At 70.9% G+C, this 23,245-nt stretch carries 25 protein-coding genes; 1 reads left to right on the top strand and 24 read right to left on the bottom strand.

Annotated features, from left to right (window positions below; translation table 11 throughout):
* Positions 1-106 precede the first annotated feature (106 nt).
* The gene (locus BLQ61_RS13420) at positions 107-391 is read left to right on the top strand and encodes a hypothetical protein (protein WP_175488295.1); all 285 of its coding nucleotides are present in this window, start codon (positions 107-109) and stop codon (positions 389-391) included.
* On the opposite strand, the gene BLQ61_RS13415 is transcribed toward BLQ61_RS13420, so the two are convergent.
* From BLQ61_RS13415 to BLQ61_RS13305, 24 genes are all read right to left on the bottom strand, one after another.
* Entirely contained in the window at positions 364-969 is a 606-nt protein-coding gene (locus BLQ61_RS13415) for a formyltransferase family protein (RefSeq protein WP_091571237.1), read from the bottom strand. The genes BLQ61_RS13420 and BLQ61_RS13415 overlap by 28 nt on opposite strands.
* The gene (locus BLQ61_RS13410; protein WP_091571234.1) at positions 960-2,087 is read right to left on the bottom strand and encodes a GNAT family N-acetyltransferase; all 1,128 of its coding nucleotides are present in this window, start codon (positions 2,085-2,087) and stop codon (positions 960-962) included. Before BLQ61_RS13410 ends, BLQ61_RS13415 begins: the two co-directional genes overlap by 10 nt.
* Positions 2,084-2,257 (bottom strand): hypothetical protein, encoded by a 174-nt coding sequence (locus tag BLQ61_RS17415; RefSeq protein WP_175488294.1) that lies wholly within the window; start codon positions 2,255-2,257, stop codon positions 2,084-2,086. The genes BLQ61_RS13410 and BLQ61_RS17415 overlap by 4 nt, the downstream gene beginning before the upstream one ends.
* Positions 2,208-2,417, bottom strand: coding sequence for a Com family DNA-binding transcriptional regulator (locus BLQ61_RS13405; protein WP_091571231.1), 210 nt, complete (start codon positions 2,415-2,417; stop codon positions 2,208-2,210). The genes BLQ61_RS17415 and BLQ61_RS13405 overlap by 50 nt, the downstream gene beginning before the upstream one ends.
* Positions 2,418-2,582: 165 nt before the next feature.
* The gene (locus BLQ61_RS13400) at positions 2,583-3,104 is read right to left on the bottom strand and encodes a hypothetical protein (RefSeq protein WP_091571228.1); all 522 of its coding nucleotides are present in this window, start codon (positions 3,102-3,104) and stop codon (positions 2,583-2,585) included.
* Entirely contained in the window at positions 3,104-3,625 is a 522-nt protein-coding gene (locus BLQ61_RS13395) for a DUF4376 domain-containing protein (RefSeq protein ID WP_091571226.1), read from the bottom strand. Before BLQ61_RS13395 ends, BLQ61_RS13400 begins: the two co-directional genes overlap by 1 nt.
* A complete protein-coding gene (locus BLQ61_RS13390) occupies positions 3,625-4,893 on the bottom strand; it encodes a glycine-rich domain-containing protein (protein ID WP_091571223.1) in 1,269 nt (422 codons plus the stop codon). The genes BLQ61_RS13395 and BLQ61_RS13390 overlap by 1 nt, the downstream gene beginning before the upstream one ends.
* 3 nt (positions 4,894-4,896) lie before the next feature.
* A complete protein-coding gene (locus tag BLQ61_RS13385; protein WP_091571220.1) occupies positions 4,897-5,820 on the bottom strand; it encodes a hypothetical protein in 924 nt (307 codons plus the stop codon).
* Entirely contained in the window at positions 5,817-11,393 is a 5,577-nt protein-coding gene (locus BLQ61_RS13380) for a phage tail length tape measure family protein (protein ID WP_091571218.1), read from the bottom strand. The genes BLQ61_RS13385 and BLQ61_RS13380 overlap by 4 nt, the downstream gene beginning before the upstream one ends.
* A gap of 2 nt (positions 11,394-11,395) precedes the next feature.
* Positions 11,396-11,728 carry a DUF1799 domain-containing protein gene (locus BLQ61_RS13375; protein WP_091571215.1) on the bottom strand — a complete coding sequence of 111 codons (333 nt, stop codon included), beginning with the start codon at positions 11,726-11,728 and terminating at the stop codon, positions 11,396-11,398.
* A 35-nt stretch (positions 11,729-11,763) separates the two neighbouring features.
* On the bottom strand, positions 11,764-12,216 hold the full coding sequence (locus BLQ61_RS13370) for a hypothetical protein (protein WP_091571211.1): 453 nt from the start codon (positions 12,214-12,216) through the stop codon (positions 11,764-11,766).
* Between the two features lie 56 nt (positions 12,217-12,272).
* Positions 12,273-13,214 (bottom strand): phage tail tube protein, encoded by a 942-nt coding sequence (locus BLQ61_RS13365; RefSeq protein WP_091571208.1) that lies wholly within the window; start codon positions 13,212-13,214, stop codon positions 12,273-12,275.
* Positions 13,215-13,220: 6 nt separating this feature from the next.
* On the bottom strand, positions 13,221-13,472 hold the full coding sequence (locus BLQ61_RS13360) for a hypothetical protein (protein WP_091571206.1): 252 nt from the start codon (positions 13,470-13,472) through the stop codon (positions 13,221-13,223).
* Entirely contained in the window at positions 13,469-13,897 is a 429-nt protein-coding gene (locus tag BLQ61_RS13355) for a phage tail terminator protein (protein WP_091571203.1), read from the bottom strand. The genes BLQ61_RS13360 and BLQ61_RS13355 overlap by 4 nt, the downstream gene beginning before the upstream one ends.
* A 5-nt stretch (positions 13,898-13,902) precedes the next feature.
* Positions 13,903-14,439 carry a gp436 family protein gene (locus BLQ61_RS13350; protein ID WP_091571199.1) on the bottom strand — a complete coding sequence of 179 codons (537 nt, stop codon included), beginning with the start codon at positions 14,437-14,439 and terminating at the stop codon, positions 13,903-13,905.
* Between the two features lie 18 nt (positions 14,440-14,457).
* Positions 14,458-14,751 carry a hypothetical protein gene (locus BLQ61_RS13345; protein ID WP_091571196.1) on the bottom strand — a complete coding sequence of 98 codons (294 nt, stop codon included), beginning with the start codon at positions 14,749-14,751 and terminating at the stop codon, positions 14,458-14,460.
* 30 nt (positions 14,752-14,781) lie between these two features.
* Positions 14,782-15,675, bottom strand: coding sequence for a Mu-like prophage major head subunit gpT family protein (locus BLQ61_RS13340; RefSeq protein ID WP_091571193.1), 894 nt, complete (start codon positions 15,673-15,675; stop codon positions 14,782-14,784).
* A 35-nt stretch (positions 15,676-15,710) separates the two neighbouring features.
* Positions 15,711-16,121, bottom strand: a complete 411-nt coding sequence (locus BLQ61_RS13335) for a hypothetical protein (protein ID WP_091571190.1) — start codon at positions 16,119-16,121, stop codon at positions 15,711-15,713.
* A 27-nt stretch (positions 16,122-16,148) separates the two neighbouring features.
* Positions 16,149-17,303, bottom strand: a complete 1,155-nt coding sequence (locus BLQ61_RS13330; protein WP_091571188.1) for a phage protease — start codon at positions 17,301-17,303, stop codon at positions 16,149-16,151.
* A 48-nt stretch (positions 17,304-17,351) separates the two neighbouring features.
* Positions 17,352-17,912 carry a phage virion morphogenesis protein gene (locus tag BLQ61_RS13325; protein WP_091571186.1) on the bottom strand — a complete coding sequence of 187 codons (561 nt, stop codon included), beginning with the start codon at positions 17,910-17,912 and terminating at the stop codon, positions 17,352-17,354.
* 116 nt (positions 17,913-18,028) lie between these two features.
* Entirely contained in the window at positions 18,029-19,273 is a 1,245-nt protein-coding gene (locus tag BLQ61_RS13320) for a PBECR2 nuclease fold domain-containing protein (protein ID WP_091571183.1), read from the bottom strand.
* Positions 19,274-19,381: 108 nt separating this feature from the next.
* Positions 19,382-20,962 (bottom strand): DUF935 domain-containing protein, encoded by a 1,581-nt coding sequence (locus BLQ61_RS13315; protein ID WP_091571181.1) that lies wholly within the window; start codon positions 20,960-20,962, stop codon positions 19,382-19,384.
* A 14-nt stretch (positions 20,963-20,976) separates the two neighbouring features.
* On the bottom strand, positions 20,977-22,647 hold the full coding sequence (locus BLQ61_RS13310; protein WP_091571178.1) for a hypothetical protein: 1,671 nt from the start codon (positions 22,645-22,647) through the stop codon (positions 20,977-20,979).
* Position 22,648: 1 nt separating this feature from the next.
* On the bottom strand, positions 22,649-23,242 hold the full coding sequence (locus BLQ61_RS13305) for a DUF3486 family protein (RefSeq protein ID WP_091571176.1): 594 nt from the start codon (positions 23,240-23,242) through the stop codon (positions 22,649-22,651).
* Between the last annotated feature and the right edge of the window lie 3 nt (positions 23,243-23,245).

The following is a 23,245-nucleotide window of genomic DNA, read 5'->3' as shown; positions in this document are numbered from 1 at the left end:
ACTAATCGCAGGCGACATTTCGCCTAATGCAACTTAATTACAGTTGGGCGCAGGCCTTGTCGTGATAGCACCATGGCGTCACCTTAACTACTACGGGTGCAACACCATGTTTCCTGTCACTTTGTCCAAGCCCGCCCTGCAGGACGCCCTGCTGAAGCGGATCATTGCCCTGCACCATGTCCGGGGCCTCTCGGTTGACGTCCTGCGGGTGTCTTGGCCGATCGTGGAGCAGCCGTGGGCCCGAGGCCCAGAGCAGTGCAACTGGGTGCTCGGGGATGTGAGCGGCCTCACGCCGGAGGAGAAACTCATCGTCGCCCAGGCCGTGACCGAGCTGAGCGTCGACCACAGGCTTCCCTCGCACGTCTACGGGCTCTGCGCCAGCAACTGCTGAGCCCGAAAGGCCGGCTCCCAGGTCGCCAACTGCGGGTCTTGGGGGCTGCTCGGCATCTGGCCAGCGTCCAACGCGGCCAGCACCTGGCCGAACAGCCGCAGGCCCATGGGCGCCAGGTCCCTGCGCCAAAGCAGCTCGGGCGTGTCGCCCGGCCGTATCCAGCACCAGTCCTGCGCGGCCACCGGCCCGGTGTCCGCGCCGTCGTCCATCCAGTAGGCGGTGCCTCCGCTGACCTGGTCGCCCATGTGGACCGCCCAGCACACCGCGTCCCGCCCCCGGTGGCGCGGCAGGAGGCTGGGGTGGTAGCCCAGCGCCCCGAACCGCGCGCGCGCCCTCGCCTCGGCGGTCACGAAGACGTGGGCGTGCGCGCACAGAATCACGTCGACGCCGGCCGGCACCCACTCGGCCGTGAGCCGGCCCGCCACCTGGCAAAACGGCACGCCGGCGTCCATGGCCACTGCTGCCAGGCGGTCGTCGGTGCGCGGGGCGCTCACGGCGGCTACGTCGTCGCCGCGCGCCAGGCACAGTCCGAGCAGCTCGGCCGCCAGCCACTTCTGGCCCACGATCATCACGCGCATAGCGGCTCTCCCAGGTAGCGAAAGCCCTGCACGGCGCGAAAGTGCCCGCCGTAACCCGAGCCGGCATTGACGGTGCCGCCGCGCTCGGCCGAGCGGGCAATGCTGGCCATGCTGCGGCCCTTGTGCTGGCCCACCAGCGCGGCCGAGACCTGTGTCCAGCGGGGCGAGCGGCGCAGCGCGCTGGCCAGTCCCGGGTGGCTGGTGTGAAACAGCGTCAGCATCGGCCGCCCGTAGCGGTTCTGGCCCATCCGCCACCGATCGCAGACGGTGTCCAGGAACCGCAGGCCGACGCCGGCGCCCTGCCACTCGGGCATGACGACCAAGCGGCAGGCCCGCGCCTCGGTGCGGCTGCGCGTGCTGACGGCTACATGGGCCACGGGCTGGCCGTCGACGGTGGCCACGTAGTTGGTGGCGGCGATCATGTGCGGCAGCTTCAGATAGTGATACGGCTCAAAGGCTGGCCAGTGCTCCCAGCCGCATTGCAAAACCTCCACGTCGATGCGCGGCCGGCGCCGAAGCCACCCCCGTGAAAACTGCCCGCTGGCCGTGTCGAACACCCAGTCCGGCTGCACCCAGTCCAGGATGTCGTAGTGGCAGCTCAGCAGCACCACCTGGCCAGCCGTGCGGCGCCAGGCTTTGGCGAAGGCGCCGGCACCAATGCGCGCGATCTGACGGTCCACCACACTGGAGAACTCGTCGAGCACGGCGCGTTGGGGCGCCTCGGCGATCAACCGAGCCAAGTTGGCGCGGAACTGCTCGCCATTGGAGAGCACGGGGTGCGGCCGCAGCCAAGTGGGCACGCTGCCCAGACCCACGCTGGACAGCGCGGCCGTCACCACGTCGAAGGCGCCCTCGGGTGTGATGGCGTCGATGATGGGCGCGTCCGCAGGCCAAGCAGGCGCGTAAACCGCGCTGTCGCCCCACAACGCGCGGCCCATGCTGGTCTTGCCGCTGCCGCTGGGCCCGACGATGACGCCGATCTGCCAGGGGGCGCTGTCCAGGTCGAGATCGGCCTCGAGCCGGAAGTTGGCGCCGCTGTCCACGTTGAACAGGGACTTCACGCGGGCGGCGCGGTAGCTGCTGAAGTCCTCACAGCGGTGGTGAATGGCGACCTTCATACGCACACCACCTTCGGGCGCATGCCCAGCCGGGTCAGGCGCGCGTAGCGGCGCTGCTGGTCGGCCTCGTTCTCGCATGGCACGAGCAGGCCGTACCGCGGCTTGTACTTGAAGCCGTTCTCACCTTGCCGGCGTGGCGCCGGCGCTTTCTTGGTTGTGGGGTTTGCCACTGAGCGTCCCTTGGGGTTCTGACGCTCGGCGGCGTGCTGGTGAGGGGCCCTGGGCCCTCAGCTGGTTGAGCGCCCCGCAGCGGGGGCATTTGATGGAGAGGGCCAGGTAGACGCCCTCGCCGAGTTTGCGGCGGCAGTTGCCGCATCGGATTTCTTCCATTGCAAGCCTGTTGTTCGTGGTGAAACATCTGATAGGCTCAGCGCGCTCTCGCGAGAGTGGCGGGCCTTGCCGGCTTGCAGGCTTGGTCTGCGGGTTGGGGTTCGGCTCAGGTGTTACCGCACCTGGCCGGGTCGCCCGTCTTTTTCTTGGTTCGGTCCTCCCTCCCTACATCCAGGCGCCGCCGGCGGCTTCAAGGCTGCACGGGTCGAAGCGCCAGGCATCACCCTCGGGCGCCCCCAGCGCGGCCGCGCATGCTTCGCTGCAGGTCCAGCGGCTGGCCTTGTGCGGCATCAGCCAGGTCGCGAAGCCGGCGATCAGCTGCCAGTCGTATAGCTCGCCTTGGTGAGCCTTGAACCACTGCGCTGCCAGGACTGGGTTGCAAGCCACGCGGCGCATGTCCCAGTGGCCCGGATCAAGCGCGATGCGCTTGAAGCGCACCCCGCCACCACAGCCGGCGCGGCGCGGCGAATGCGCGGGCAGCGCCTCGGCCGCGACGCTGGAGGCGCACCACAGGGCGCCTGCGGCATCGGCTGCGCAGGTGCCGTCCGGCATGAGCGCGTCCACGCCGTCGCCGGGCTCGAACACCAGCTCGTTGTGCGAGTAGATGCCGCGCAGGCGCGCGCGGATCAGGCGGTTGGCCACGCCCTGCAGGCCGGGGCGGGTGGACTTGTAGCTGGCCAGCAGCATCAGGGCGCCTCCATGCCCCAGCCGATCGCGGCCACCTCCTCGGCCGTGGCGGCCGCTGCCAGCGCCTCCTTGAGGGCCTGGGCGTGCGCGAAGTTGGCGTTGCCGGCTGCGAACATCGACGCGTAGAACGCCTTCCAGGCGGCCACGTCGGCGATGGCCACGTAGGTGTTGTCGATGGCCTTCCAGCCGCCGGGCCAGCCCGGTGGCAGGGCACCGTAGAGGGCAACGAACCCGTTAGTGCCATCGATATCGGAGCGGCTGAGCTGGTCACAGGCGATTTGCTTGCCCGCGTGCTCGAAGTGCGAGAAGTTGGCGGCCAGCCGTGCGGCGTTGATCTCGTCGTTCTTGGCGGCTTTCAGGGCGTCGAGGTCGGCAGGTGCGGGCACGAACGCATGCCCGTCCCACCGGTCACCGACTTGCGAGTCCCCTGCCGGCACCCAGCCTTGCGCGGCTGCGAACACGTCGTCGGCCAGGGCGTGGTTTTGCACCACGCCCCCGTGGATAACTGCATAGCGTGCCATCAGATCACCCCCCGCAGGCGGCACTCGCCGCGCGCGCCATTGCCTGCCACAGCAGTTCCTGAAGACACAGTCTTGGACCCGCCCGCGCCGCCCGGCGCGCTGCCCGGCGCGCCGGTATTGCCACCCCCGCCCTCGCCGCCAAAGATGGTGGTGGGACCAGAGCTGTTGGTGCCCCCGCCGTAGATCGTCGTCCAACGACCGCCGCCGCCGCGAGAAGCGCCCCCATAGGCGCTTCCCCCAGCATCAGAAGCGACGTTGAAACCCGGCGCGGCCACACCGTATGTACCGCCGGAAACACCTCCGCCCGGTGCGGTAACTAGCGTGCCGATAGAGCTGTTCCCGCCCGGGCTTCCGTGCTTCTGATAGTCGCTGCCTGTGACTGCTCCAGGGCCGCCTGCGCCAATGATGATCGCAACCGTAGCGCCTGCGGCAATGAGCGAAGCAGGCAGCACTCCCACGGCACAGGCGCCGCCTGCTGATCTGTCGACGCCTTCGATAGCGTTTGACCCGTAAAACTGGGCCGTACCTCCAGAGCCCGCCCCCCAGAGCATGTGATGAATGCCTGCGTATCCGGGTGGGTGGATGAAATTGCCCGAAACTGTGAAGGTGCGTGAGAAGGCCTTGAGCACCACGCTGCGCAGCGCCACGCCGTCGCACTGCACCAGGCGCACCTCGCCGGGGTACATGACGAAGCTGGCCAGGCCGTCGATGGTCTCGGCGCCAGCCGGGTCCAGCGTGATGTCCCCGCTGCCGCTGTTGCCCAAGTAGCACCACCAGCCGCCGCCCAGCTGCGCGCAGGGCGCGAACGCCTGCGTGAAGGTGCCGCCGGTGATGTCGATCCAGCGGCCCATGTGCCCCGCGCCAATGACCGCGGCCGCCGCGCGCGCCTCGCGCACCAGGGGCGGCAGCGCGTTGAGCAGCTTCCAGGCGTTGGAGCTGCCCGGCTCGCTGGCCGCGACGTTGGCCACGGCGCCCATCAGCATCCAGTAGCTGCCCACGTGCAGCGTCGTCGCCGGGGGCGCCAGCGGCCCGGCCAGCGAGGACCAGGTGCCCCGGTAGCTGGCCAGGGCCACCGCGGCCTCGCTCATCGCGGCCGCGCCCTGGGCGCTGACGGCGTTGGCGTACACGCCCTGCAGCTCCTCGTTGAGCCGGGGCACCAGGGCCACGATCTCGCTGACAGTGACGTCGGCGCGCGCATCGAAATTCTCAGGGTCGGCCAGCGTGGGCGCGGGCGACAGCAGGGCAAGGGGTATAGGGGCAATGGGCATGCTTCACATCTCTTCGATTTCAAGGGTGGCCTGGGCGTAGCGCTTGTTGGCCGGGCGCACGGCAAAGCGCCGGTAGATGCCAAACAGCAGCGCCGAGCTGGCGTAGGGGCTGTCGGGATAGCGCGTCCAGCCCGACCACAGGGCCGGCACGGCGTTGAGCCGCGCGCGCAGCGCCAGCACGGCGTCGACGTCAGCCGCGTCCACGCGCACCGGCAAGGCGTTGGTGGGCACGCTGCGCCGCTGCTCGATGGCAGCCAGCGAGCCGTCGAAGTTGCGCTCGATGCGCGAGAAGTTCAGCGCGTCGTTTTCGTAGTCCCACTGCAGCTCGCCGATGCGCGCGCCCATGCCCAGGATGAGCCGGCCGCACTCGGCCACGCCGGCGGGGCCGGCGGCGTTGGGCGTGATGGTCACGGTGATGGTGGCGCCCCGGTACGGCGGCAGGTCCCACAGGGTCAGTGCACCCTGCTGCACGAAGGGCGCGGTGAAGTACTGGTACCACGAGCGCACGCGGCGCGTGAGCAGCGGGAAGCTGCGCTCGAGCACGTCCGCGCCGATGGCCACGCGCACCGTGGCGCTGGCGCCCGTGAGGCCCACCAGCGCCAGGCTGTCCACGCGCTGGCCGGGCGCGAGCGTCACGGTGAGCGGGCCGCCCTCTACCCGTGTGCGCGTGTCGTGCAGCAGGTTGAACATGGCCCGGCGGTTGGTGGGGCGCAGCGCCTGCCACAGCGCCGCGTCGCCTTCGGGCGGCGTGGGCGAGGTGCCGGCGGTGATGCGGCGGTAGACCATGTGCGTCTCCACCCGGTGGCACAGCGCATCCTTGGCCCAGGCGGTGGCGGCGGCCCACACGGGCGTGGCGTCCTCGGCGGCCACGCTGGTGGACACCAGCTGGGCCTGGCCGATATCCATGGGCGGCAGCACGCGCATCATGCGGCCACCCCCAGCCGCACGCGGCCCATAGCGGCGCCTTCAAGCACCTCGCGGATGCGGCGCAGGTTGCTGCGGTCCTCGGCTCCAAGCGCCCCTTCGCCCGCGCCGCCGGCGAGCTGCCCCACAGTGCCGGCCAGCGTGGCCACCACCGCCTGCAGGGCCGATTCGGAGCCCGCGCCGCGGCTGGCGACGCTGCGGCTGATGGTGCTGGCGCTCGTCCAGGCGCCGGCCTGGGCGGCGGGGTTATAGCGTTTGGGGACGATCTCCTCGCCTTCGTGGATGAGCGCGATCATGTCGCGCGGCACGTAGTTGGTGCCCTCGGCGAATGCGGGCAGGTTGTTGGCGGCGGCCCAGGCGTTGAGATCGGCCGCGCTGGCGCCGGTCCACTGCGCCAGCATCTGGCTGGTGACACCGCCGGCCACGGCGGCCTGGTAGACCTGCAGGGCGTGGCCGGCGTTCACCATGTCGATCGCGGCGGCGCCCAGGCTCGCCCCCAGGTAGGGCATGCCGGTGCCGGCGGCGTAGAAGACGTCGCTGCGCGCGTCGTACTGCGAGCCGCCGGGGCCGTTCAGCACCACAGTGCTGGCGCCCCCTGGCGCCGGCGTGGGCGCGCCGCCGCTCGGGCCGCCGCCGCCCGCGCTGGGGCCCTTGGCCGATGCGGCCAGGGCCTGCGCCAGCTGCGCCAGCGCGGCCTCGAAGCCGGCGGTGGCCGTGGCGATCGACTGCAGCTGGGCGTTGCTGTCGCGCAGCACGGCCAGGCGTTCCTGTGCGGCGGCCAGCTGCTGGTCGAGCGCGCGGATGGCGGCGGCCGCACCGGCCTGCGTGGCCTTGACCTGCTCTTCCAGCAGCGCGGCTTGGGCTTTCGTGGCGGCCAGGTGGCGCTCGGCCACGGTCATCTGCGCCGTGCTCACGCCCTCCAGGGCGGCGAGCTGGTTGGCCTGGTCGAGCTGCGCGGCTTCCCAGTCGGCGTAGGTGCCGTAGCGCTGCTGCTGGTCGGCGGTGACGGACTCGATGGCGCGCGCCAGCTGCTCTTCGTCGGGCAGCGCGCCCGTGGCGGCGGCGGCGCGCGCGGCGCCCTCGATGAAGGCGCGCGCGGCGGCCAGGTCCTGCACCACGGCGCTCTCGACCTGGCCGCGCAGCGCGCGCACGGCGCGGCCGAGGGTGTCGGCGATGCGCGTGGCGGTGGCCAGGGCTTCGCTGGCAGTGTCCTGCGCGGCCTTCTGCGCTTCGGCCTCCTGGCGCAGGCTCTCGATGCGGGCGTTGGCGGCCTCGGTGATGGCGGCCTTTTCGGCTTCGATGGAGCGCGAGAGCGCGGACAGCGCCGCGTCGGCCGCGGCATTGGCGCTAGCGGTGGCCGCATCCTTGAGCTCGGCCAGGCTGGCCACGGCGCGCACCAGCGCCAGGCGTGTGGCGTCGCTGGTGCTGCCCAGGTGGTAGATCTCGGCGGCGGCCTGGGCGATCTGCTGCAGGCTGGCCTGCGCCAGCGTATCGGCGCCCACATGGATGCCCGCCTGCTCCAGGCCCTGCGCGATGCGCCCGTAGCCGGCGGCCTGGCTTTGCTGTGGGGTCATGAAGCGCGCGAGCAGCGCCGGCAGCTCGGTGGCCAGCGCGATCTGTGCGCGCAGCGCGTCGTTGGCCTGCTGCTGCAAACGGTAGGCTTCGCGCTCGGCCTCGGTCATCTTGGCGGTGGCGGCCTCGAACTGGCGCAGCGCGGCAGCGGCTTCGTGGCCTTGCGCGCGCAGCAGCTCAATGGCCAGGCCGGCGCCTTCGTCCTTGAGCGCGCCGATGGCCTCCCACGCCGCGATGCTGCCCTGCATGGCCTGGTTGGCGTCCCGCTGGGCGATGTACTGCTCGCGCAGCACGCCAGTGACGCCCTCAGTGGCGATCTCCAGCTCGGCCAGGGCGGCGGCGGCCTCGTCGCCTTTGGCGCGCAGCAAGTCGGCGGCGAGCTGCGCGCCATCGGCGGCCATGTCCTGGATCTTCTTGCGCAGGCGGTCCTCGGGAGTCTCTTCCTGGCTGGCGCTGCTGCTGGCGCCGGCGTCCACGGCGGCCTGGGGCCGGATGTAGGTGGGCTGGTACTGCAGGGCGCCGCCGGCGGTGCCCAGAGCGCTGCCCACGGTGGTGCGGATGGACTCCATGGCCTGTTTGAAGCCCGGGTCGTTCCACACGGCGGCGAACGCCGCGGCCGTCTCCTGGGCCTTGGCCACGGTCCGGGCGATGTTGGCCTGGCTGATGGCCTCCGACAGGCTGGCGCCATTGGCCATGGCGTCCAGGATGGGGGTGACGATGCCGCGGTTGACGATGTCGAACACCTGGGCGCTGGCGCCGCTGAGCATGCTCAGCTCGATGCTGGCGACCAGCTGGTCGGCCACAGCCTGGCCGGCCGCTGCCGCATCGCCATTCACCAGCCCTTCGGTGAAGATGCGCACCAGGTCCTCGCGCGTGGTGCCGATGGACTGCAGCAACTGGGCCGGGTAGTCGGCGATGGCCTGCAGCCGCTCGGCGGCCGTGCCGCCGTCCTTGGCGATGCGCTGCACCCAGGCGGCCACGCCCGAGCCGTCCAGGCCCTCCAAAAACGCTCCGCCCAGCCCTTCGGCGTAGCGGCCGACGATCTCGGCCAACTTGTCGTTGGCTTCCTCCTCGCTCAGGTCCTTGAAGCTTTCCTTCACGGTGAGGGCGAATGTGTCGAGCGCGGCGGTCGGCGCGTCCAGCGACTCGGCCACCGCCCGCAGCGCGGCGCGGGCCGTGGTCACGGCGTTGTCCAGGTACGCCTCGACACCCTCGTCGGTCTTGACGTAGGTGGTCTTGTCGCTTCGGAAGAGCCCACCTTTATAAAAGGCGTATTGGCGCGATTCGCTGCCACCGTCGGCGTTGCTGCCCAGGGTGGCTTCCAGGCCGGAGTCCTTGAGCTTGCGCCCAAACAGCAGCGCCATGCGGGTGGTACCGCTCAAGATGTCCGCCCACTTCTCCGACACCCCGAGCGCGCTCAGCACGCCGAGCTTGTGCTTTTCCAGCACGCCGATGCCCGTCATGTAAGAGCCAGCGCCGCCGTAGAACGTGGACTTGCCCTCGCCCTTCAAGGCATCGCGCGTCCACCCCTGCTCCCACATATTCGAGGCCACGGCGACGGCGGCGGCGATGATGGCCGCATAAGGTGCTGCAGCCATCAAGGTACTGGTGGCGCCGCTGGCGCCTGCACCGGCCCCGCCTAGGCTGACCGCGCTGCTGGCGGTGTTGCCCACGGTCAGGCCCAGGCCACCGCCGGTGGTCAGGCCCAGCCCGCCCGTGGTGCCAGTCAGCGACAGGCCGGTGCCCACGCTGGTGGCGATACCGGTGCCGGTGGAAACCGCGCCGCCCAGGCCCAGCCAGCCGCCCAGGGTGCCGGCGATGTTGCCCAGCATGCTGTTGCCGCCCAGCAGCGAGGCCAGGCTGCCGAGGTTGCCCACGGTGCCCATCAGGCCGCCGCTGCCGCCCAGCAGCGCGCTGGCGCCGCCGGCGCCGCCGGCGCCGCCGGTGATGGCCGTGAGCAGCTGCGCGCCCCAGTTCATCACGGGCTGCAGCACGATCCGAAAGGCCGTGGTGCGCAGCACGCCCTGGATGTATTCCTTCAGGCTCTTGCCGCCTTGCATGGCGGCGTTGGTGAGGCCCTGCTCGTACTGCTCGGTGACGCGCTTGAGCTCTTTGCTTGCCTCGTCGGCCGTCTTCTTGAGCGCCTCGCGCGCCTCGCGCGCGCCGGTCAGGCTGACGATCTTCTCGCGCGCCTCGATTTCCTTTTGCAGCGCCAGCAGCGTCTGGCCATCAGCGCCGGCAGCGGCAGCCTTCTGGTAGGCCTCTTGCGCGCGCGCCAGGGCCACGCGCTCGACGGCTTCGGCCAGCGAGATGTTGGCCACGGCGGCCAAGGTGGTGGCGTGCTCTTCGTCCAGCAGCTTTTGCACCTGCTGCTCGGCGCCCTGGGCGGACTTTTGCAGCGCCTCCAGGGCTTTTTCGCGGGCGCGCTCCTGCACGCGCTCCAGCTCCTGCCAGGCCCGGACCTGCGCGTCGAGTGCCTTTTGCTCCTCGCGCGCCGCCGCCGCCATGGCCGGCTGCTTGGCCAGCAGCGTGGCCTGCAGCCGTACCAGCTCTTCCTGCTTGATCTTGCCGGCGGCGAACTGCTTGTTCAGCTCCGTCCAGTCCTTGTAGAAGGTGGACGACAAGCCGCCCAGCTCGGCCATCAGGGCGAGCTGGCGCTCTTGCTCCTTGGCGGCCTTGTTCTGCTCGGTGGTGGATTCCTTGTACTTGTCGCGGATGCCGGCCAGGACCGCGTCGAGTTCCTTCTTGTCCCGCACCTCGTCCTTGCCGGCGTCCTTGAACTGCTGGCGGGCGGCGGCCAGCTCGTCCTCCATCTTCTTGGACTTGGAGCGGGCCTCGTAGGCGCGCTGGCTCCATTCGATGCCGGCTTTTTCCTGGGCCTGGCTCTTGGCCGCAGCGGCGGCTGATTCTTCCTCCAGCTTCACCTTTTCCTGCAGCAGGCGGATGTTCTCGCGCATCCGCTCGTTGCCTTTTTCCCAACTGCCGCGCACGCCTGGCACGTCGTTCGTGGGGCCACGGGACATGCGGTCTTGCAGCTCTTGCTGTGCCTTGGACAGCTGGTCGGCCACGGTCTCCTTGCGGCCGACGTTGAGCATCTTGTTCCAGGCCCAGCCGGCGGCGTCGCCGATGGCGCGCCAGCCGCGCTCGAGCAGGCCCAGGTTGCCCCGCAGGCGATTCGTGCGCTCGTCCATGGCGGCGGCGAAGCTGCGTTGCGCCAGCTCGCCCGCTTCGTGGTGCTTGCCGCTGGCCTCCAGTGCGCGGATCTGCTCGTAGATGGCGGTGGTCAGGTAGCCATAGCTTTCGTTGAGCTTGAGCGACGCCTGCACGGGCTTGTCGCCCAGGCCGGAGAACTGCTCGGCGGTCTTCTCCACTGCCTGGCCGACTTCGCGCTCCATGCGCAGCGCGGTGGCGGTGAAGCCCTCCAGGTTGCGCGCGGCGACTTGGCCCGTTGCGCCCAGCTGCGCGACCGCGTCGGCCGCCGCTGCCTGCGTGCCCACTACCGCCGAGGCGCCGCGCGCGGCGGCCTGCATCTGGCCCACCGTCGCGCCGGCGGCGTTGCCGCTCATCACGATGGAGCGGGTGTAGGCGTCGGCCTCCTTGCTGCCCTGGTAGTAGGCCACGGCCAGCGCGCCCGCGGCGCCGGCCGCCAGCATGGTGGGGCTGACCAGGCCGGCGATGTAGCCGCCCATCGCCCGGGCGGCGGGCGCCACGCCGCCAAAGGAATCCTTGAGCTGGCCGCCTTGCTGGATGAGCACCGTCATGGGCGCCTGCCCAGACGCCAGGCCCGTGAAGATGTCGGTGAACTGCGCGGGCAGCATGCGCAGCGCGGCGGCCGTCTGCTTGGCGCTCATCTCGCCGCTCTTGAGCGTGGCGTCCATCGCCTGGCCCGAGCGCACCACGTTGGCCGCGAACGTGCTGTGCTCGCGCCCCGAGGCCTGCAGGCTGGTGATGAATTGCCCGTTGTCGAGCGTGAGAACGACCTTGACGGTCTTGCTGCTGTCCATGTTCAGGAGGGGTCGTTCAAGATGCCGGCGGCTTCGTCTTCGAGGATGCGCAGCTGGCCCAGAAGCCCGGCCCAGTCCGCGCGGCGTACGTTGCGCGCCGCCAGCGAGAGCCGGACGGCGGCGGGATCAAGGCCCTGGAACCACAGCCCCGCCATGCCGACCGAGGCAGTGCGCCACTGGCGCGCGCAGTCGAGAAACACCTCCCATGCGGCCTGGTGCTCAGGCCACAGCTCGAAGTCGCCCGATGCCGTGGTGTCGGCGCCCCATTGACTGGCGCGCGATGCGCGAGCCGCCTCGGACGCCGATAGCCCCAGGAGCGCGAAATCGGCGGCCATGTCGCCATCGCTGCACGCCTGGGTGCTCGCGCCGCTCAGGTGGTGCCGGACGGCACCTCGGAGTTTTTTGCGGCGGCCTCGCGCTTTTGGTCGGGGTCGCGCGATTGCAGGTAGGACGCGATGAAGGCGGCCTCGATGCCGGGGAAGTCTTCGACCAGCTGCGCGCGTGCGGCTGGGGTGTAGATGGCGGGCGAGCCGCCCTCGTCCTGAAAGCCGCTCCAGTCCACCAGCACCAGGTCCAGCACTTCCTTGTCGAGAATTTCTGGGGTGAAGCCGGGGTCGGCCTTGCCCTCGGAGATCGCCTGCAACCGCTCACGGTAGCGCCGGGCGTTGACCTCCAGGCGCTGGTCGAGCTCCTTGCGCTCGGTCTTCTTCAGGTGCTTGAAGCGCAGCTGGAAGTCGATGACGATGGGCTTGCCGGGTTGGTCGGGGATGACGTAGAAGGCGTCCGCCCAATAGGCGGGGCTGCGGGTGAGAACGACGGCCATGGAGGGGAAATCCTTTGCGATGGGTGGAAACGGGTGCGGGGGGCGGACCTTGGGCGTCAGACGCGCAGCGTGAGCTCGTCGTTGCCCGCCGGGCTGGGGATGAACTTCAGCGGCAGCGTGACCATCTGCACGCCGTCTTGCTCGCCGAAGGTGGGCTTGCCGATCTGTGCGCGCGGCGCGGCCACGGTGAGCGTGTTGGTGGCGCCCTGGCCGTGCACCAGCTCGAAGGCCAGCTTGGCGCCGATGAGCGCGTCCCAGTCGTGTACGCTGGCCAGGGTGTTGCGGATCGTGATCGAGCCGGTGCTGGCGCGCGCCGTGATCTCGGTGTTGTCCACCTCGGTCAGGTCCTGCTTGGTGACGGTGTTGCCCAGGTCGATGGAGAAGGCGTTGCAGGGCCAGTGCTTGGCGCCCAGCTTGACGCGGGTGTTGGCCTGGTTGACGCCCAGCGGCAGCTGGAAGTCGGGCGCGGTGGCCGGCATGGCGCCCACGGTCTCCACGGGCGTCCAGGCGCCGGTGAACTCGAAGTTCAGCCACGGCAGCTGCCGGGCGTTGCCTTCCAGCTTCACGTTGCCGGCGGCGCCGGGCATCTTGTAGACATTGCGCCCGACCACGGCGTACAGCGACAGGCTCTCGAAGGCGTCGTCCACCGGGGCGAACAGCGTGTGCGGGTCGGGGTCGGGCGCCGGGGTATTGGTGGCGGCCATGCCGCAGCCGCGCAGCAGCTTGGCGTAGCCGGGCAGGCTGCCGGCCATGCCCACGCCGGCCAGGCCGACGCGAAACGCCATCTTGCGGTAGCGGGTGACCAGCACGGACTCGTTGGCGCCGAAGTGCGGGCGCACGATGTCGTACTCCACCTCCTCGCCCTCGGTGGGCGTGATGGTGACGTTGCCGACTTCGAGGGCGTCGGCGGCGGCGGGCAGCACGAAGGTGCCGGCCGCGCTTTCGACAGCGGCCATGAGCGCCATCTGGCGCAGGCGGATGATGGGGTCGAGGGCCATGGGGCGTTACTCCTGGGGATCGGATGGGGCGCTGGGGGTGGCGCTGTGGCCGGTGCGCTCTACGAGCGTGCGCACGCCGTGCGAGCGGATGTACAGGCCGCCGCGGCCGTGGTGCTCGTCCGCCGGCGCGGCGGGCGGCGCGGGCTGAACCACGGCGGCGCCTGGATCGGCAGCGGAGGCGGCGGCGGGCGCGGGCGTGTGCTGCGGCGCGGGTTCTTGCGCTGCCGGTGTCGGGTTCTTGGCATGGGCTTTGCTCACGGGTTGCTCCTGTAGTACGTGGTCAGCTGGAAGTCGTCGGCCCACCAAAGGCGGTTGTCGGCGGGCAGGTCGAGCAGCTCGCCGCCGGCGAAGACGACGGGCTCGCCGGTGTCCGTGTCAGGCACCCAGCCGACGAGCGCCTGGCGCACCTGGCGGCGGTGGCCCTCCAGGGCGAGCACGGCATCCAGGCCCATCGCGGTGCGGCCGCTGTCGAGGGAAAAAATCACGCCGAAGGTGACGGCGACGAGCTGGTCCAGCGCGCCGGTGTGGGCCAGCTCGCGCCCCTGCTCGCTCAAGGGCACGAGGTACAGCGCCGGCACCACGCGCACGCCGCGCATGGCATCGGCCAGGCTGCTGACGCCTTCGATCTGGCGCATGCCTGGCACGCGCTCACGCAGGCGGGACAAGGCGGCCTGGAACCACATGGCGCTCAGTGGAAGTGGCGCAGCTGCGCGCGCCCGAACACCGGGGCGCTGCCTTCGAAGCGCACGTCGGTGCCGCTGGCGTTGGCGGGCGCCTGGGGGTCGGCCGCGCCCAGGTTGAGCTTGCCGGCCGCGACCTCGGCCAAGCGCCTGCAAGCGTCGCGGTAGTCGCGCGCCACGGGGTCGCGGCTGTCGTCGGTGATGCGGCTGCCGTTGAGCAGGTAGCGCGCGATGGCGCGCGCCCACACGGTGAGCAGGCTCTTGCCGGTGCTGGTGGGCGCGAGCTGCAGCGGCAGCGCGTAGCCGCGCGTGGCCAGGTAGCCGTCGATCAGTGCGGCGGCCTCAGCGATGGCGTCCTGCACGCGGCGCAGCGCCGCGTCGGCCTGGGCGAGTTCGGCCGGCGGCCAGGCGCCGCGGTCGGCGCCGCGCAGCGTGGCGTCCATGAGGGCCACGTCCACCGTCTGCGCGTCGTCGCTGGTGGCGAGCAGCGCGATTTCGCGCGGGCCGGGGCGCTCGGCGAGCTCGGCGGTGGTGACGTAGGTCATGGCAGCGGCGTGGCGCTTTTAGTTGCTGGCGGCGCTTGCCGCGTCGTCGCCGGCCAGGTCGGCGGCGGTGTCAGCGGGCACTTCGAGCAGCTGGGTGATCAGCATCGGCTCGTGCGTGAGCTGCTCGAACTGCGTGGGCGTCAGCTCGTCCAGGCCCACGTGGGTGGTGCCGTGCCAGGCGCGGCCCGCGCGGCGAAAGCCGTCGCGCTTGGGCGTGACCTGCAGCATCTGGCGCACGGCGCCTTCGGCCTGGTGGGGGCGCGCGGCAGGCGCTGCGGTGCTCTTGCCGGGGGTGGTTTTCGGGGTGGCCATGTCGGTTCGGTCCTTCGGGGCGGGTTGCGGTCAGGCGGCGAGCCAGGGGCACACCACGACCTTGGAGAGGTTGCGCATCACGTTGCTGGCGCCGCCCGCCAGGCGCTCGGCCTGCACCACTTCCAGCGCCGCCTGCTCCAGGTTGGGCGGCACCCACAGCTCGGCGCTGCGGATGACCAGCGGCTTGCCGTTGTCGCCGCACAGGCTCTGGTGCGCGGCGCGGGCGTCGGCGTAGCTCTGCACCGTGAGGGCCTCGCGCGAGGCGTAGGCGAGCTGCCACAGCCCCAGGCCGGCGTTGCCGCGCCCGTCCGCGCCCCAGACGAATTCGTTGCGGTTGAAGACGTTCTCGTCGGTGAGGCTGGTCTTGGCCGTGAAGGCGTAGTCGCGGCGCTTTTGGTACAGCACGGGCTTGATGACCTTGGTGGTGTCCAGCAGGAACCACGCGGTGCCCGTGCCGCCCTGGAAGTTGCTCGCGCTCTTTTGCGCGCCGGGCGCGCCCACCGGGTGGTCGGTGTCGAAGAAGTACTGGCCGTCGTAGCAGGGGGTGGTAAAGCCAGCGTTCAGCAGGCCAAACACCAGCTCGTCGGGGTGCAGCGCCGCGTCCTGGCCCAGCTGCTGGATCACCGGCGTGTAGATGCCGTACTGGTCGTCCTCGATCTCCTCGCGGCCCACGCCCACGGTGTTCTCGAACGTCTTGTTCTTGATGGCGTAGTCATGCACCGCCAGGTTCTGGACCTGGCGCTCGCCGATCCACTCGCGGAACTTGGTGATCTTGCCCAGCCAGCCGTACTTTTGCTCGCTGGTGGTGCTGGGCACCAGGGTGGCGACCTGGCTCCACATGGGAGCGGCCTGGGAGAAAGCGCCGCGAAACGCGCCGCTGAACGCCTGGTTGAGGATGGCGAGGTTGCTGTGGTTGATTTGCATGGGGTGAAACTCCGTTGCTGTGCTGCGTGGCCGGATCAGCGGAAGTCGACCCAGACGCCCTCGGCGTCCACGTCGAACACGCGGCCGGCGCGGCTGCGCGCGCCCGCGCCGTTGGTTTTGGCGACGGTCTGGTCATCCACGATGAAGCAGTCGCGGCCCAGGTCGGCCAGCGTGATGGCGTCGGCGGCGGCGCTGTTGGCGAAGCGCGCGGGGCGCCGGTCCAGGCGCACGCGCAGCGCGCCGGCCGCGCCCAGCGTGTTGTCGGCCGGGGCCAGGGCGCTGCCCGCGCCCACGAGCGTGGCGGACGTGCTGCCCGGCACGGCCAGGCCGGCGGCGTTGATGGCGACCAGCGCGCCGGTGAAGATGCGGGCGCCGCCGGCCACGGGCGGCTCGATGAGCAGGCCGTCGCGGCGCACGGTGTTGCGGTCTTGGGTGAGTGCTGCCATGGCTGTGGTGGTGGTTGGGTGGCGGGATCAGGCGGCGGCAGCAGCGGCGGCGCCGGCCTTGTATTGCTCGGGGGTCAGGCCCATGGCGGTGCACACGGCCAGCTCGGCAAGCGACAGCTGTGCGTCGCCCCGGGCGGTGCCGCCAGGCGGCTGGCCGCCGGTTTGCGTGCCGGTGAGGGCGGCGATGGGCTGGGCGCTGTCCAGGTAGGCGGTGAGCGCGGCGACGTCTTTCTTGCCCAGCTCGCGCGCCCAGCCTTCGAGCGCGGGCAGCAGGCGGCCATCGGCCAGGGCGGGCTGGATCAGCGCGTGCACATCGGCCTCGTGCTGGCGCGCGGTGAGCGCGGCGATCTGGCCCTGCAGCGCCGAGACGGCCTCCACGGGCACGAACCGGGCGGGGTCGGCGGGGGCCGCGCGCAGGCTGGTGGCGGCGGCGGTGACGGCTTCGGGGGTGGCGTCTGCGGGCAGCTGCAGCGCGGCGCAGGCGGCGCTGGCCACGCCGGCGCGCGCCTGCAGGGGCTGCAGGGGGCCGAGGGCCGTCAGCGCAGCGATGGCGGCGTCTTCGGTGGTGGACTCGGGCAGGCCAAGGGCGGCCAGCAGCGCCTTAAGCAAGGGGTTCACGGTGGGTTCCTGTGGAAGGTCGGGGGGCGGGAGGAAGGCCGCGGTGGCGGCGGCCACGAGGGAAAGCGGCTGCATGCCCTGGATGCCGGGGTCGTTGGTGAGCGCGCCCATCAGCACTTCGAGCACGGTGCCGTCGGCCTTGGAGTACGAGAAGACGGGGCTGAAGTAGAGGTACTCGCGCCCATCGATGGCGGCGGCGGCGCGCGCGGTCATCTCCACGGTGCCGAACAGGCCCTCGCCCTCGACCCACTCCAGGGTCCGGGGCCAGCCGGCCGCGGGCGCGGGCTGGCCGTTCTTTTCCTTGTGCAGGGTCTGGTGCTCGTAGTCGATGACGAGCGGCTTGCGCGCCAGGCGGGCATTGAAGCGCTCAATGACGCGCGCCGCGCTGGCGGCATCGATGCGCCAGGCGGGCACGTCGTCCGGGCGCGTGTCGCCGCTGCGAAACGGCCCGGCCGGGAAGTACTGCACCCGGCGCAGCAGGCCCCCCGCGCCGGCAGCCGCCTGCACGGCAAAGGTGCAGGCGGCGATGGCTACGGCGCTATGGCGGGTGCTGGGGGAAGGCATGCCGCCATGGTCGACGGCGGCAGGTGCGATGTATTGGGAACCAGGACCCTATTTGCCGCGGCCCACGACCCAGTCCAGGATGATTTCGCGGATCTCCGCGTCGTCGGCGGCGCTGATGCCCAGGAAGGGGCGCGCGGGGATGTCGACCTGGTAGGCGCCGCGCGTGACCCAGCGCTCGGTGACGGCGCGCTTGTGTTTGGCCCCGGCGAACAGCACGCGGCCGGCGACGCTGCGAAAGCGCACGCGGCGCGACTGGGCGTTGTGGCCGATGGTGCCGCCGAGCTGGTGGATGGCGGCGTACTTGGTGCTGCTGCCCACGTCCACGGTGTGGGGCCCGGTGACCTGGTAGTGGATGCCGCCGCGCAGGTAGCCGCGCAGCGTGAGCACCTTGTCCTGGTGGTACTTCTTGCGCCGGGCGTAGCGCGGCTGCAAGGGCGCCCAGGGCGTGCCGTCCGGCGCCGTCTGTGCCCTGAAGCGCTCCTGCGTGGAGCGCTGCAGGTATTCGCCCAGGCGGGGCATGAGGTCGGCCGTGCCGGGCTCGCCCAGGCGCGCGAGCATGGCGCGGGCCTGGGCGTCGTCGACAGTGGCAGTGATGCGGGTTCCGGCCATGGGGCAAAGTTCCTACAATGGTTCATCCATCGGACGGGCAGCGGCCGCCACCGCCTCCAATCCCACGTCCGGGCGGGCCAGCATGGGGCGGTGTGCTGGCCTTTTTGCTGCCTGCTTCATGGCTGCCTGCGGTACAGGCGCACGCCGATGCGGGCGTGCTCCAGGTAGTCGTCCGATGCCGCGGGGAACGCCGTGACACCGCTCCAGCCATCGGCGCCCAGTTCGAACACCGCCAGGCCGGGCGTGTTGCCCTCCTGGCCCTCGATCACGTAGCGCGCCAGATAGCGGCGGCGCACAACAGCGCGGCCCAGGGCATGCAGCCACTCCACGCGCGCCCAGATTTCGTCAGGCGCGGCCAGCGCCTGGGCCAGCAGTGGCAGATAACGTTCGCGTTCGCGCTTGAGGACTTTCCATTCGCCGCGCGCGTCCTGAAACAGCTCCTTGCCCACCACCACACGCTCGCCGATCACATCGCGCACGATGGCGGGCGCGTCGAGTGTGGCGCCGAACGCGCCCAGGAATTGCGAGACATACGCCTCGGGCGCCTGCCCTGGGGGCAGCAGCACGCTGGCCGGCAAGGTGCGCGGCGGCGGCAGCGGGTCCGGCGGGCGGCGGTTGGACAGGCCATGGCCGCCGGTGCTGCCCGGCAGGGGCGGATCGGGCCGCTCGGGCGGGATGGCGCTTCTCAGGCGCGCGCTGCCCGGCGCGTACTCGAAGCCGGGGTCGATGCCCTCGGGCACGCGCACGGTGCGCGGGCCGTTGATGCTGCGCTGGCCGATAGTGCGCTCAACGTATTGGAACTGCGGCGCCTGGTCAGGCCCGGCCTTGCCCAGGCGCGCCAGGTCGCGCGGCCACAGGCCCCGCACCGTGCAGTGGCAGCCCCAGCCGTTGGGCGGGAACATGACCTGCCAGGCGGGATCGTCTTTTTCCAGCACCAGGCCGTTCCAGGCGATGTGCTGCTCGCGCGGGTGCTGCACCCAGTCCTGGTGCTCGTACTGCCAGTACGGCGCGCCCTGCAGCTGCTGCCAGCGCCCGGCCGCGTAGCTGGTGGCCAGGTTGGTGCCGTAGAGGACGCGGCTGCGCCAGTTGCGCCCGCCGTTGTAGTCCCAGCCGTGCGTGGCGACGATGCGGTCGAAGTCGCGGCGGAAGTCCTCCAGCGTGCTGCCGCCCTCGATGGCCTTGTCCACGGCGGCGCGGAAGTCGGCCACGATGGCGTCGCGGTTGGCGCCGGCCACGACGAACGCCCAGTCGTGCTCGCGGGTGTAGATGTCGGTCCAGCCATCGGTGGGCAGGTTCAGCTTGCGCCGGAAAAATTGCGCCTGTTCGGCGAAGGGCAGCGATCCGTAGGCGGTGAGAGGCATGCAACTGGGCCGCGAAGGCGTTCATGAACGTTTACAGGCGCCGCGAGGGGGCTTGCGTAGGCAACGGAGGCCGCGGCGCCACTCAGCGGCTTCTACGGGCCGTGGCGGTCAGCCCGCCGCCGCCTCTTGCATGACCTCGTAGCGGCCGGCCATTTCCGCGGCGCGTAGGGCCACGGCCATCGCCGCGGCGTACTGGTCCAGCGTCATGCCGGGCAGCAGCGCATCCAGGCCGTCGCGGATCTCGTCGAGCGATTGCGCGCGCGCCACCAGCTCGCGTATCTGGTCGATCCAGGCACCCACGGCCGGGGCCAGGTTGTCCGCCAGGCGGGGCTGCATCTGCACGGGCGGGGGCAGGCCCTCACCCCGGCCCACTCCCAGGGGGAGAGGGGGTGAAGTCAAGGCGGCGGAGGTGGCGGCGGGGGCCTGGGCGGGCATGAGCACCGGCTCGTTGCCCTGGGCGGTGGGGATACCCAGGCGCTCGTGCACCCACCATACGGGCGGGCGCACGCCCAGGTTGACCAGCGCGGGCAGGCCCTGGCTGAAGGCGGTGAGGTCCTCGCGCTCTTGGGTCTTCAGGCGGAACTGGGGCAGGCGGCGCAGGCCGTGCGGCGCCAGGCCATTGAGCGAGGCGACGGCCAGCACCAGGTCGCGCGTGAGGGTGGCGTTGGCCTGGCGGATGTCGCCGTCGCGCAGGTCCTTGCGCACTTCGTTGTGCACGTTGCCCAGGGCGTTGGTGCTGGCCTGGCCGTCGGCGCCGCTGGTGAGTGTGCCGCCGAGGATGACCTTGGACTGGTTGCGCTCGCACCACTCGATCATGGCGGTGAAGGCCTTGGGGTCGCCCGGGGCCACGTCGTGGAACTCGATCAGCATGCCCTCGGGAATGATGCCGCTGGCGCTGTGGCCGATGGCCGAGAGCGCGCGCAGCAGCGTGGCCTTTTCCCTGTCGCTGGCGTTGGGCGGGTACTTCCCCAGGCGCAGCACGCCGATCAGCTCCAGGAACTCGGCCAAGTCGCCCACGCTGTAGTTCTTGAACAGGTAGGTCCACACCAGCTGGCGAAACAGCGCGGCGCGCTCCAGGTAGCCGCTCTTGGCCTTGTGCAGGTGGGTGATCCAGCCGAATGGCGTGAGCGGCTCGCCCAGGATGCCGTCCACCACCGCGCCGCTGCGCAGGCGCAGCTCCTGGCGGTAGCCGCGGTGCAGCGTGAACCAGGACTGCGGGCGGTGCGTGATGGTCTTGGGCACCCACAGGCGCTCGACCTGGTGCCACTCGATTTCCAGGCAGGCGTAGCCCTTGCCAATGGCGTCCGTGAGGTCGAAGACCATGTCCTCAAGGTCGGGCACTTCCATGAGCAGCTCGCCGAGCTGCGCGGCTATTTTCTTCTCGGCCGCGTCGGCGCCCTCGGGCGGCACCACGTCCCAGTCGAGCACGCAGGCGCGGCGGCGCTTGCCCATCTCGGCGGCGATGTGGCCGTCTTTTTCCTCCATGTCCTCGAACAGCTCGAACTGGGCGACCAGGTCGCCGGCTTCGGCCGCGTCCAGGATGCGGGCCAGGCACGAGGGGGTCAGGCCGCGCGTGGGGTGCATCTGCAGCTCGCGCTGCAGATGCAGCAGGCGCGAGGTCTGCGGCTCACGCAGCTCGGGCATGGGGATGGGCTGGCCGTCGGGGCCGAGGATGCGGGAGGTTGCCATTGCAGCGTGGGTCTCTACCAGGTAGCGCGCGGCTCGACCAGGCCGAGGTAGTCCTCGGCCTCATCGTCCGGGCCGGCCGCGCCGAGGTTGTCGAAGCCGCGCGGCAGCGCGGGGGCGGGAGTGAAGTCGATGGAGGCGCCCAGGTTGAGCGTGGCGAACCAGCCCAGCGCGAGCATGGAGGCGCTGTCGCCGTGGCGCAGCAGGTCGGGGTCCTTGACGTCCTTGCGGCGCACCTTGGCGACCATGGGGATGCCGTCCACCTCTTCGATGGCGCGCAGGTCCTGGGCGAAGTTGGGGTCGGCGGGGATGTCGAGCATTCCGTCCTCGAAGCCCTGCACCAGCTTGGGCATCCAGGTGCCATACCAGGCCCGGCTGAACTTGACCTGGTGCACATGCGTGTGGCCGAACTCGTCGGCCGTCTCCTCGGCCAGGGCTTCGCCATTGCCGCCGGCGTCCATGGCGCCGCCGCAGCGCCGCGGCAGCCGCCTGATGGCGTGCCACGTGATCTGCTTTTGCTGGGCATAGGGCACCTTGTGCATTTCGATGCACAGCGGCACGCGCCGGCGCATGCCCATGCCCAGCGCCATGGCGCCCCAACTGGAGAAGTCGCGGTGGCGCGCGTAGTCGTGGCAGAACACGTGGCGCTCATGCGGGTCGAGCAGCGCCAGGGCCGGATCCAGGTGGCGCGCGATCCAGTCGGCCACCCAGGCCTCACGCTCGGGCGGGCTGTTGCGCACGAAGTCTTCGTCCAGCGCCAGGCGCAGCACCCGCTCGGGCGGCAGCACCATGGCCTGCTCGATCCACACGCCCGGCAGGCACAGGCCATTGCCGTCGCGCGGGATGGCGTCCAGCTCCTCGCGCATGGCGGCCTTGCGCACGCCGTAGCCGTTGCGGATCTTGGTGTACCAGGCCTGTTTGCCCTCCACCGTGGGTGGGGTTCCTTTCATGAAGCACACGCGCTCGTACAGGCCATTGGCCACCGCGTCGTCGAACGTGACGGTGGCCACGCGCGCGTCGGCGCCGTAGCGGCCGGCCTCGATGTCGCGGCAGAACTGGGCGAAGGGGTTGGCCTTGCCGTTGTGCGAGCTGATGACGGTGATCTGCCCGCCCCAGATCAGCAGCGCGGTCGCGGCGTCGAGCACGCCCTGCACGTCGGGGTGGAAGGCCGCCTCGTCGATGACCACGTGGCCCTGCAGGCCGCGGATGTTGGCCGGGCGGCTGGACAGCGCGCAGACCTGGAAGCCGGAGGCGAAGCGGATGCGGTAGGCGGTGATGTGGCGGGTCTTGCCGCTGTCGTCCTGGTCTTCGAACAGGAATTCCTCGACGCCGGAGACGCCCTGGCCCTGCGCCTGGGCGATGACGCGGGCGAACTTGGCGCAGTAGCCGATGGCCTCCAGGCCCTTTTCCTTGGTGTCGCCGATGTAGTAGACGTTGTCGCCGCCGGCGCTCTTGCGCGCGGCGGCCACCAGCGTCTTGTCGAGCATGGTGCCGAAGGTGATGCCGGTGCGCCGGCCCTTCGGGACCGCGACGATGGCCGCCTGGATGGCGGCCACCTCGCGCTGGTGCTTCATGAGCACGCCGTCGGCCAGCGGGTCGAAGCCTTCGGGAATGGCGCGCACGCTGGCGGGCAGGTCGTCCCATTCCAGCGTGCGCAGGGTGGAGCCCAGGGGCTTGATGGCGTTCATGTCAGGCCCCGATGCCCAGGAACTTGCGGCGCCAGAAGTCCACCTGGTCGGCGTCCATGCCCTGGGCCTTGGCGACCTCCTGCAGGTTGGCCTCCTGCTCGGCCAGCAGCTTCTTGCGCGTGGCCTCCTCCACCTTGGCCTGGAACTCCTTCAAGTTGATGCTGGAGCGGGTGAGCGTGGCGATGTTCTTGGCCGCCTTGGACAGCAGTGCCACGCGCTCGCCGGGGTCGGCGCGCTCGCCGACCTCGCCGGGCTCGTCCGCCTCCTGCAGCGCCAGGATGGCCTCGAACAGCTCGGTCTGCACCATGGCGGTGAGGGCCTCGCTGCGCGCGTCCTTGTCGTCGCCGGCGTGCTGCTGGATGAGGCGTGCGGCTTCGGTGCTGGCGCGGATGGCCGACAGGCGCCGCTCCAGCTTCTGGCCGTAGCGGCCCACGGCCGAGCGGCTGGGCAGGCTGCCCGAGCGCGCGGCGGCCGGGTAGCGCTGCTGCAGGTCGGCGATCAGCTCGCTCAGCGTCACGCCGCCCGAGGCGAGCATGGCCTGGATGTAGGCCTTGATTTCCGGATCGAGCCGGTCGATGGAGCTCTTGCGGCCCATGGC

It is taken from the genome of Oryzisolibacter propanilivorax (genome assembly GCF_900103645.1).
GTDB lineage: Bacteria > Pseudomonadota > Gammaproteobacteria > Burkholderiales > Burkholderiaceae_C > Melaminivora > Melaminivora propanilivorax.
This window is presented reverse-complemented; position numbering and strand designations above follow the sequence as displayed.

What these genes read in the sequence shown, in the direction of transcription:
- BLQ61_RS13420 (WP_175488295.1), top strand. Translation starts at nt 107, where the DNA reads ATGTTTCCTGTCACTTTGTCCAAGCCCGCCCTGCAGGACGCCCTGCTG.
- BLQ61_RS13415 (WP_091571237.1), bottom strand. Translation starts at nt 969, where the DNA reads ATGCGCGTGATGATCGTGGGCCAGAAGTGGCTGGCGGCCGAGCTGCTC.
- BLQ61_RS13410 (WP_091571234.1), bottom strand. Translation starts at nt 2,087, where the DNA reads ATGAAGGTCGCCATTCACCACCGCTGTGAGGACTTCAGCAGCTACCGC.
- BLQ61_RS13405 (WP_091571231.1), bottom strand. Translation starts at nt 2,417, where the DNA reads ATGGAAGAAATCCGATGCGGCAACTGCCGCCGCAAACTCGGCGAGGGC.
- BLQ61_RS13400 (WP_091571228.1), bottom strand. Translation starts at nt 3,104, where the DNA reads ATGCTGCTGGCCAGCTACAAGTCCACCCGCCCCGGCCTGCAGGGCGTG.
- BLQ61_RS13395 (WP_091571226.1), bottom strand. Translation starts at nt 3,625, where the DNA reads ATGGCACGCTATGCAGTTATCCACGGGGGCGTGGTGCAAAACCACGCC.
- BLQ61_RS13390 (WP_091571223.1), bottom strand. Translation starts at nt 4,893, where the DNA reads ATGCCCATTGCCCCTATACCCCTTGCCCTGCTGTCGCCCGCGCCCACG.
- BLQ61_RS13385 (WP_091571220.1), bottom strand. Translation starts at nt 5,820, where the DNA reads ATGATGCGCGTGCTGCCGCCCATGGATATCGGCCAGGCCCAGCTGGTG.
- BLQ61_RS13380 (WP_091571218.1), bottom strand. Translation starts at nt 11,393, where the DNA reads ATGGACAGCAGCAAGACCGTCAAGGTCGTTCTCACGCTCGACAACGGG.
- BLQ61_RS13375 (WP_091571215.1), bottom strand. Translation starts at nt 11,728, where the DNA reads ATGGCCGCCGATTTCGCGCTCCTGGGGCTATCGGCGTCCGAGGCGGCT.
- BLQ61_RS13370 (WP_091571211.1), bottom strand. Translation starts at nt 12,216, where the DNA reads ATGGCCGTCGTTCTCACCCGCAGCCCCGCCTATTGGGCGGACGCCTTC.
- BLQ61_RS13365 (WP_091571208.1), bottom strand. Translation starts at nt 13,214, where the DNA reads ATGGCCCTCGACCCCATCATCCGCCTGCGCCAGATGGCGCTCATGGCC.
- BLQ61_RS13355 (WP_091571203.1), bottom strand. Translation starts at nt 13,897, where the DNA reads ATGTGGTTCCAGGCCGCCTTGTCCCGCCTGCGTGAGCGCGTGCCAGGC.
- BLQ61_RS13350 (WP_091571199.1), bottom strand. Translation starts at nt 14,439, where the DNA reads ATGACCTACGTCACCACCGCCGAGCTCGCCGAGCGCCCCGGCCCGCGC.
- BLQ61_RS13345 (WP_091571196.1), bottom strand. Translation starts at nt 14,751, where the DNA reads ATGGCCACCCCGAAAACCACCCCCGGCAAGAGCACCGCAGCGCCTGCC.
- BLQ61_RS13340 (WP_091571193.1), bottom strand. Translation starts at nt 15,675, where the DNA reads ATGCAAATCAACCACAGCAACCTCGCCATCCTCAACCAGGCGTTCAGC.
- BLQ61_RS13335 (WP_091571190.1), bottom strand. Translation starts at nt 16,121, where the DNA reads ATGGCAGCACTCACCCAAGACCGCAACACCGTGCGCCGCGACGGCCTG.
- BLQ61_RS13330 (WP_091571188.1), bottom strand. Translation starts at nt 17,303, where the DNA reads ATGCCTTCCCCCAGCACCCGCCATAGCGCCGTAGCCATCGCCGCCTGC.
- BLQ61_RS13325 (WP_091571186.1), bottom strand. Translation starts at nt 17,912, where the DNA reads ATGGCCGGAACCCGCATCACTGCCACTGTCGACGACGCCCAGGCCCGC.
- BLQ61_RS13320 (WP_091571183.1), bottom strand. Translation starts at nt 19,273, where the DNA reads ATGCCTCTCACCGCCTACGGATCGCTGCCCTTCGCCGAACAGGCGCAA.
- BLQ61_RS13315 (WP_091571181.1), bottom strand. Translation starts at nt 20,962, where the DNA reads ATGGCAACCTCCCGCATCCTCGGCCCCGACGGCCAGCCCATCCCCATG.
- BLQ61_RS13310 (WP_091571178.1), bottom strand. Translation starts at nt 22,647, where the DNA reads ATGAACGCCATCAAGCCCCTGGGCTCCACCCTGCGCACGCTGGAATGG.
- BLQ61_RS13305 (WP_091571176.1), bottom strand. Translation starts at nt 23,242, where the DNA reads ATGGGCCGCAAGAGCTCCATCGACCGGCTCGATCCGGAAATCAAGGCC.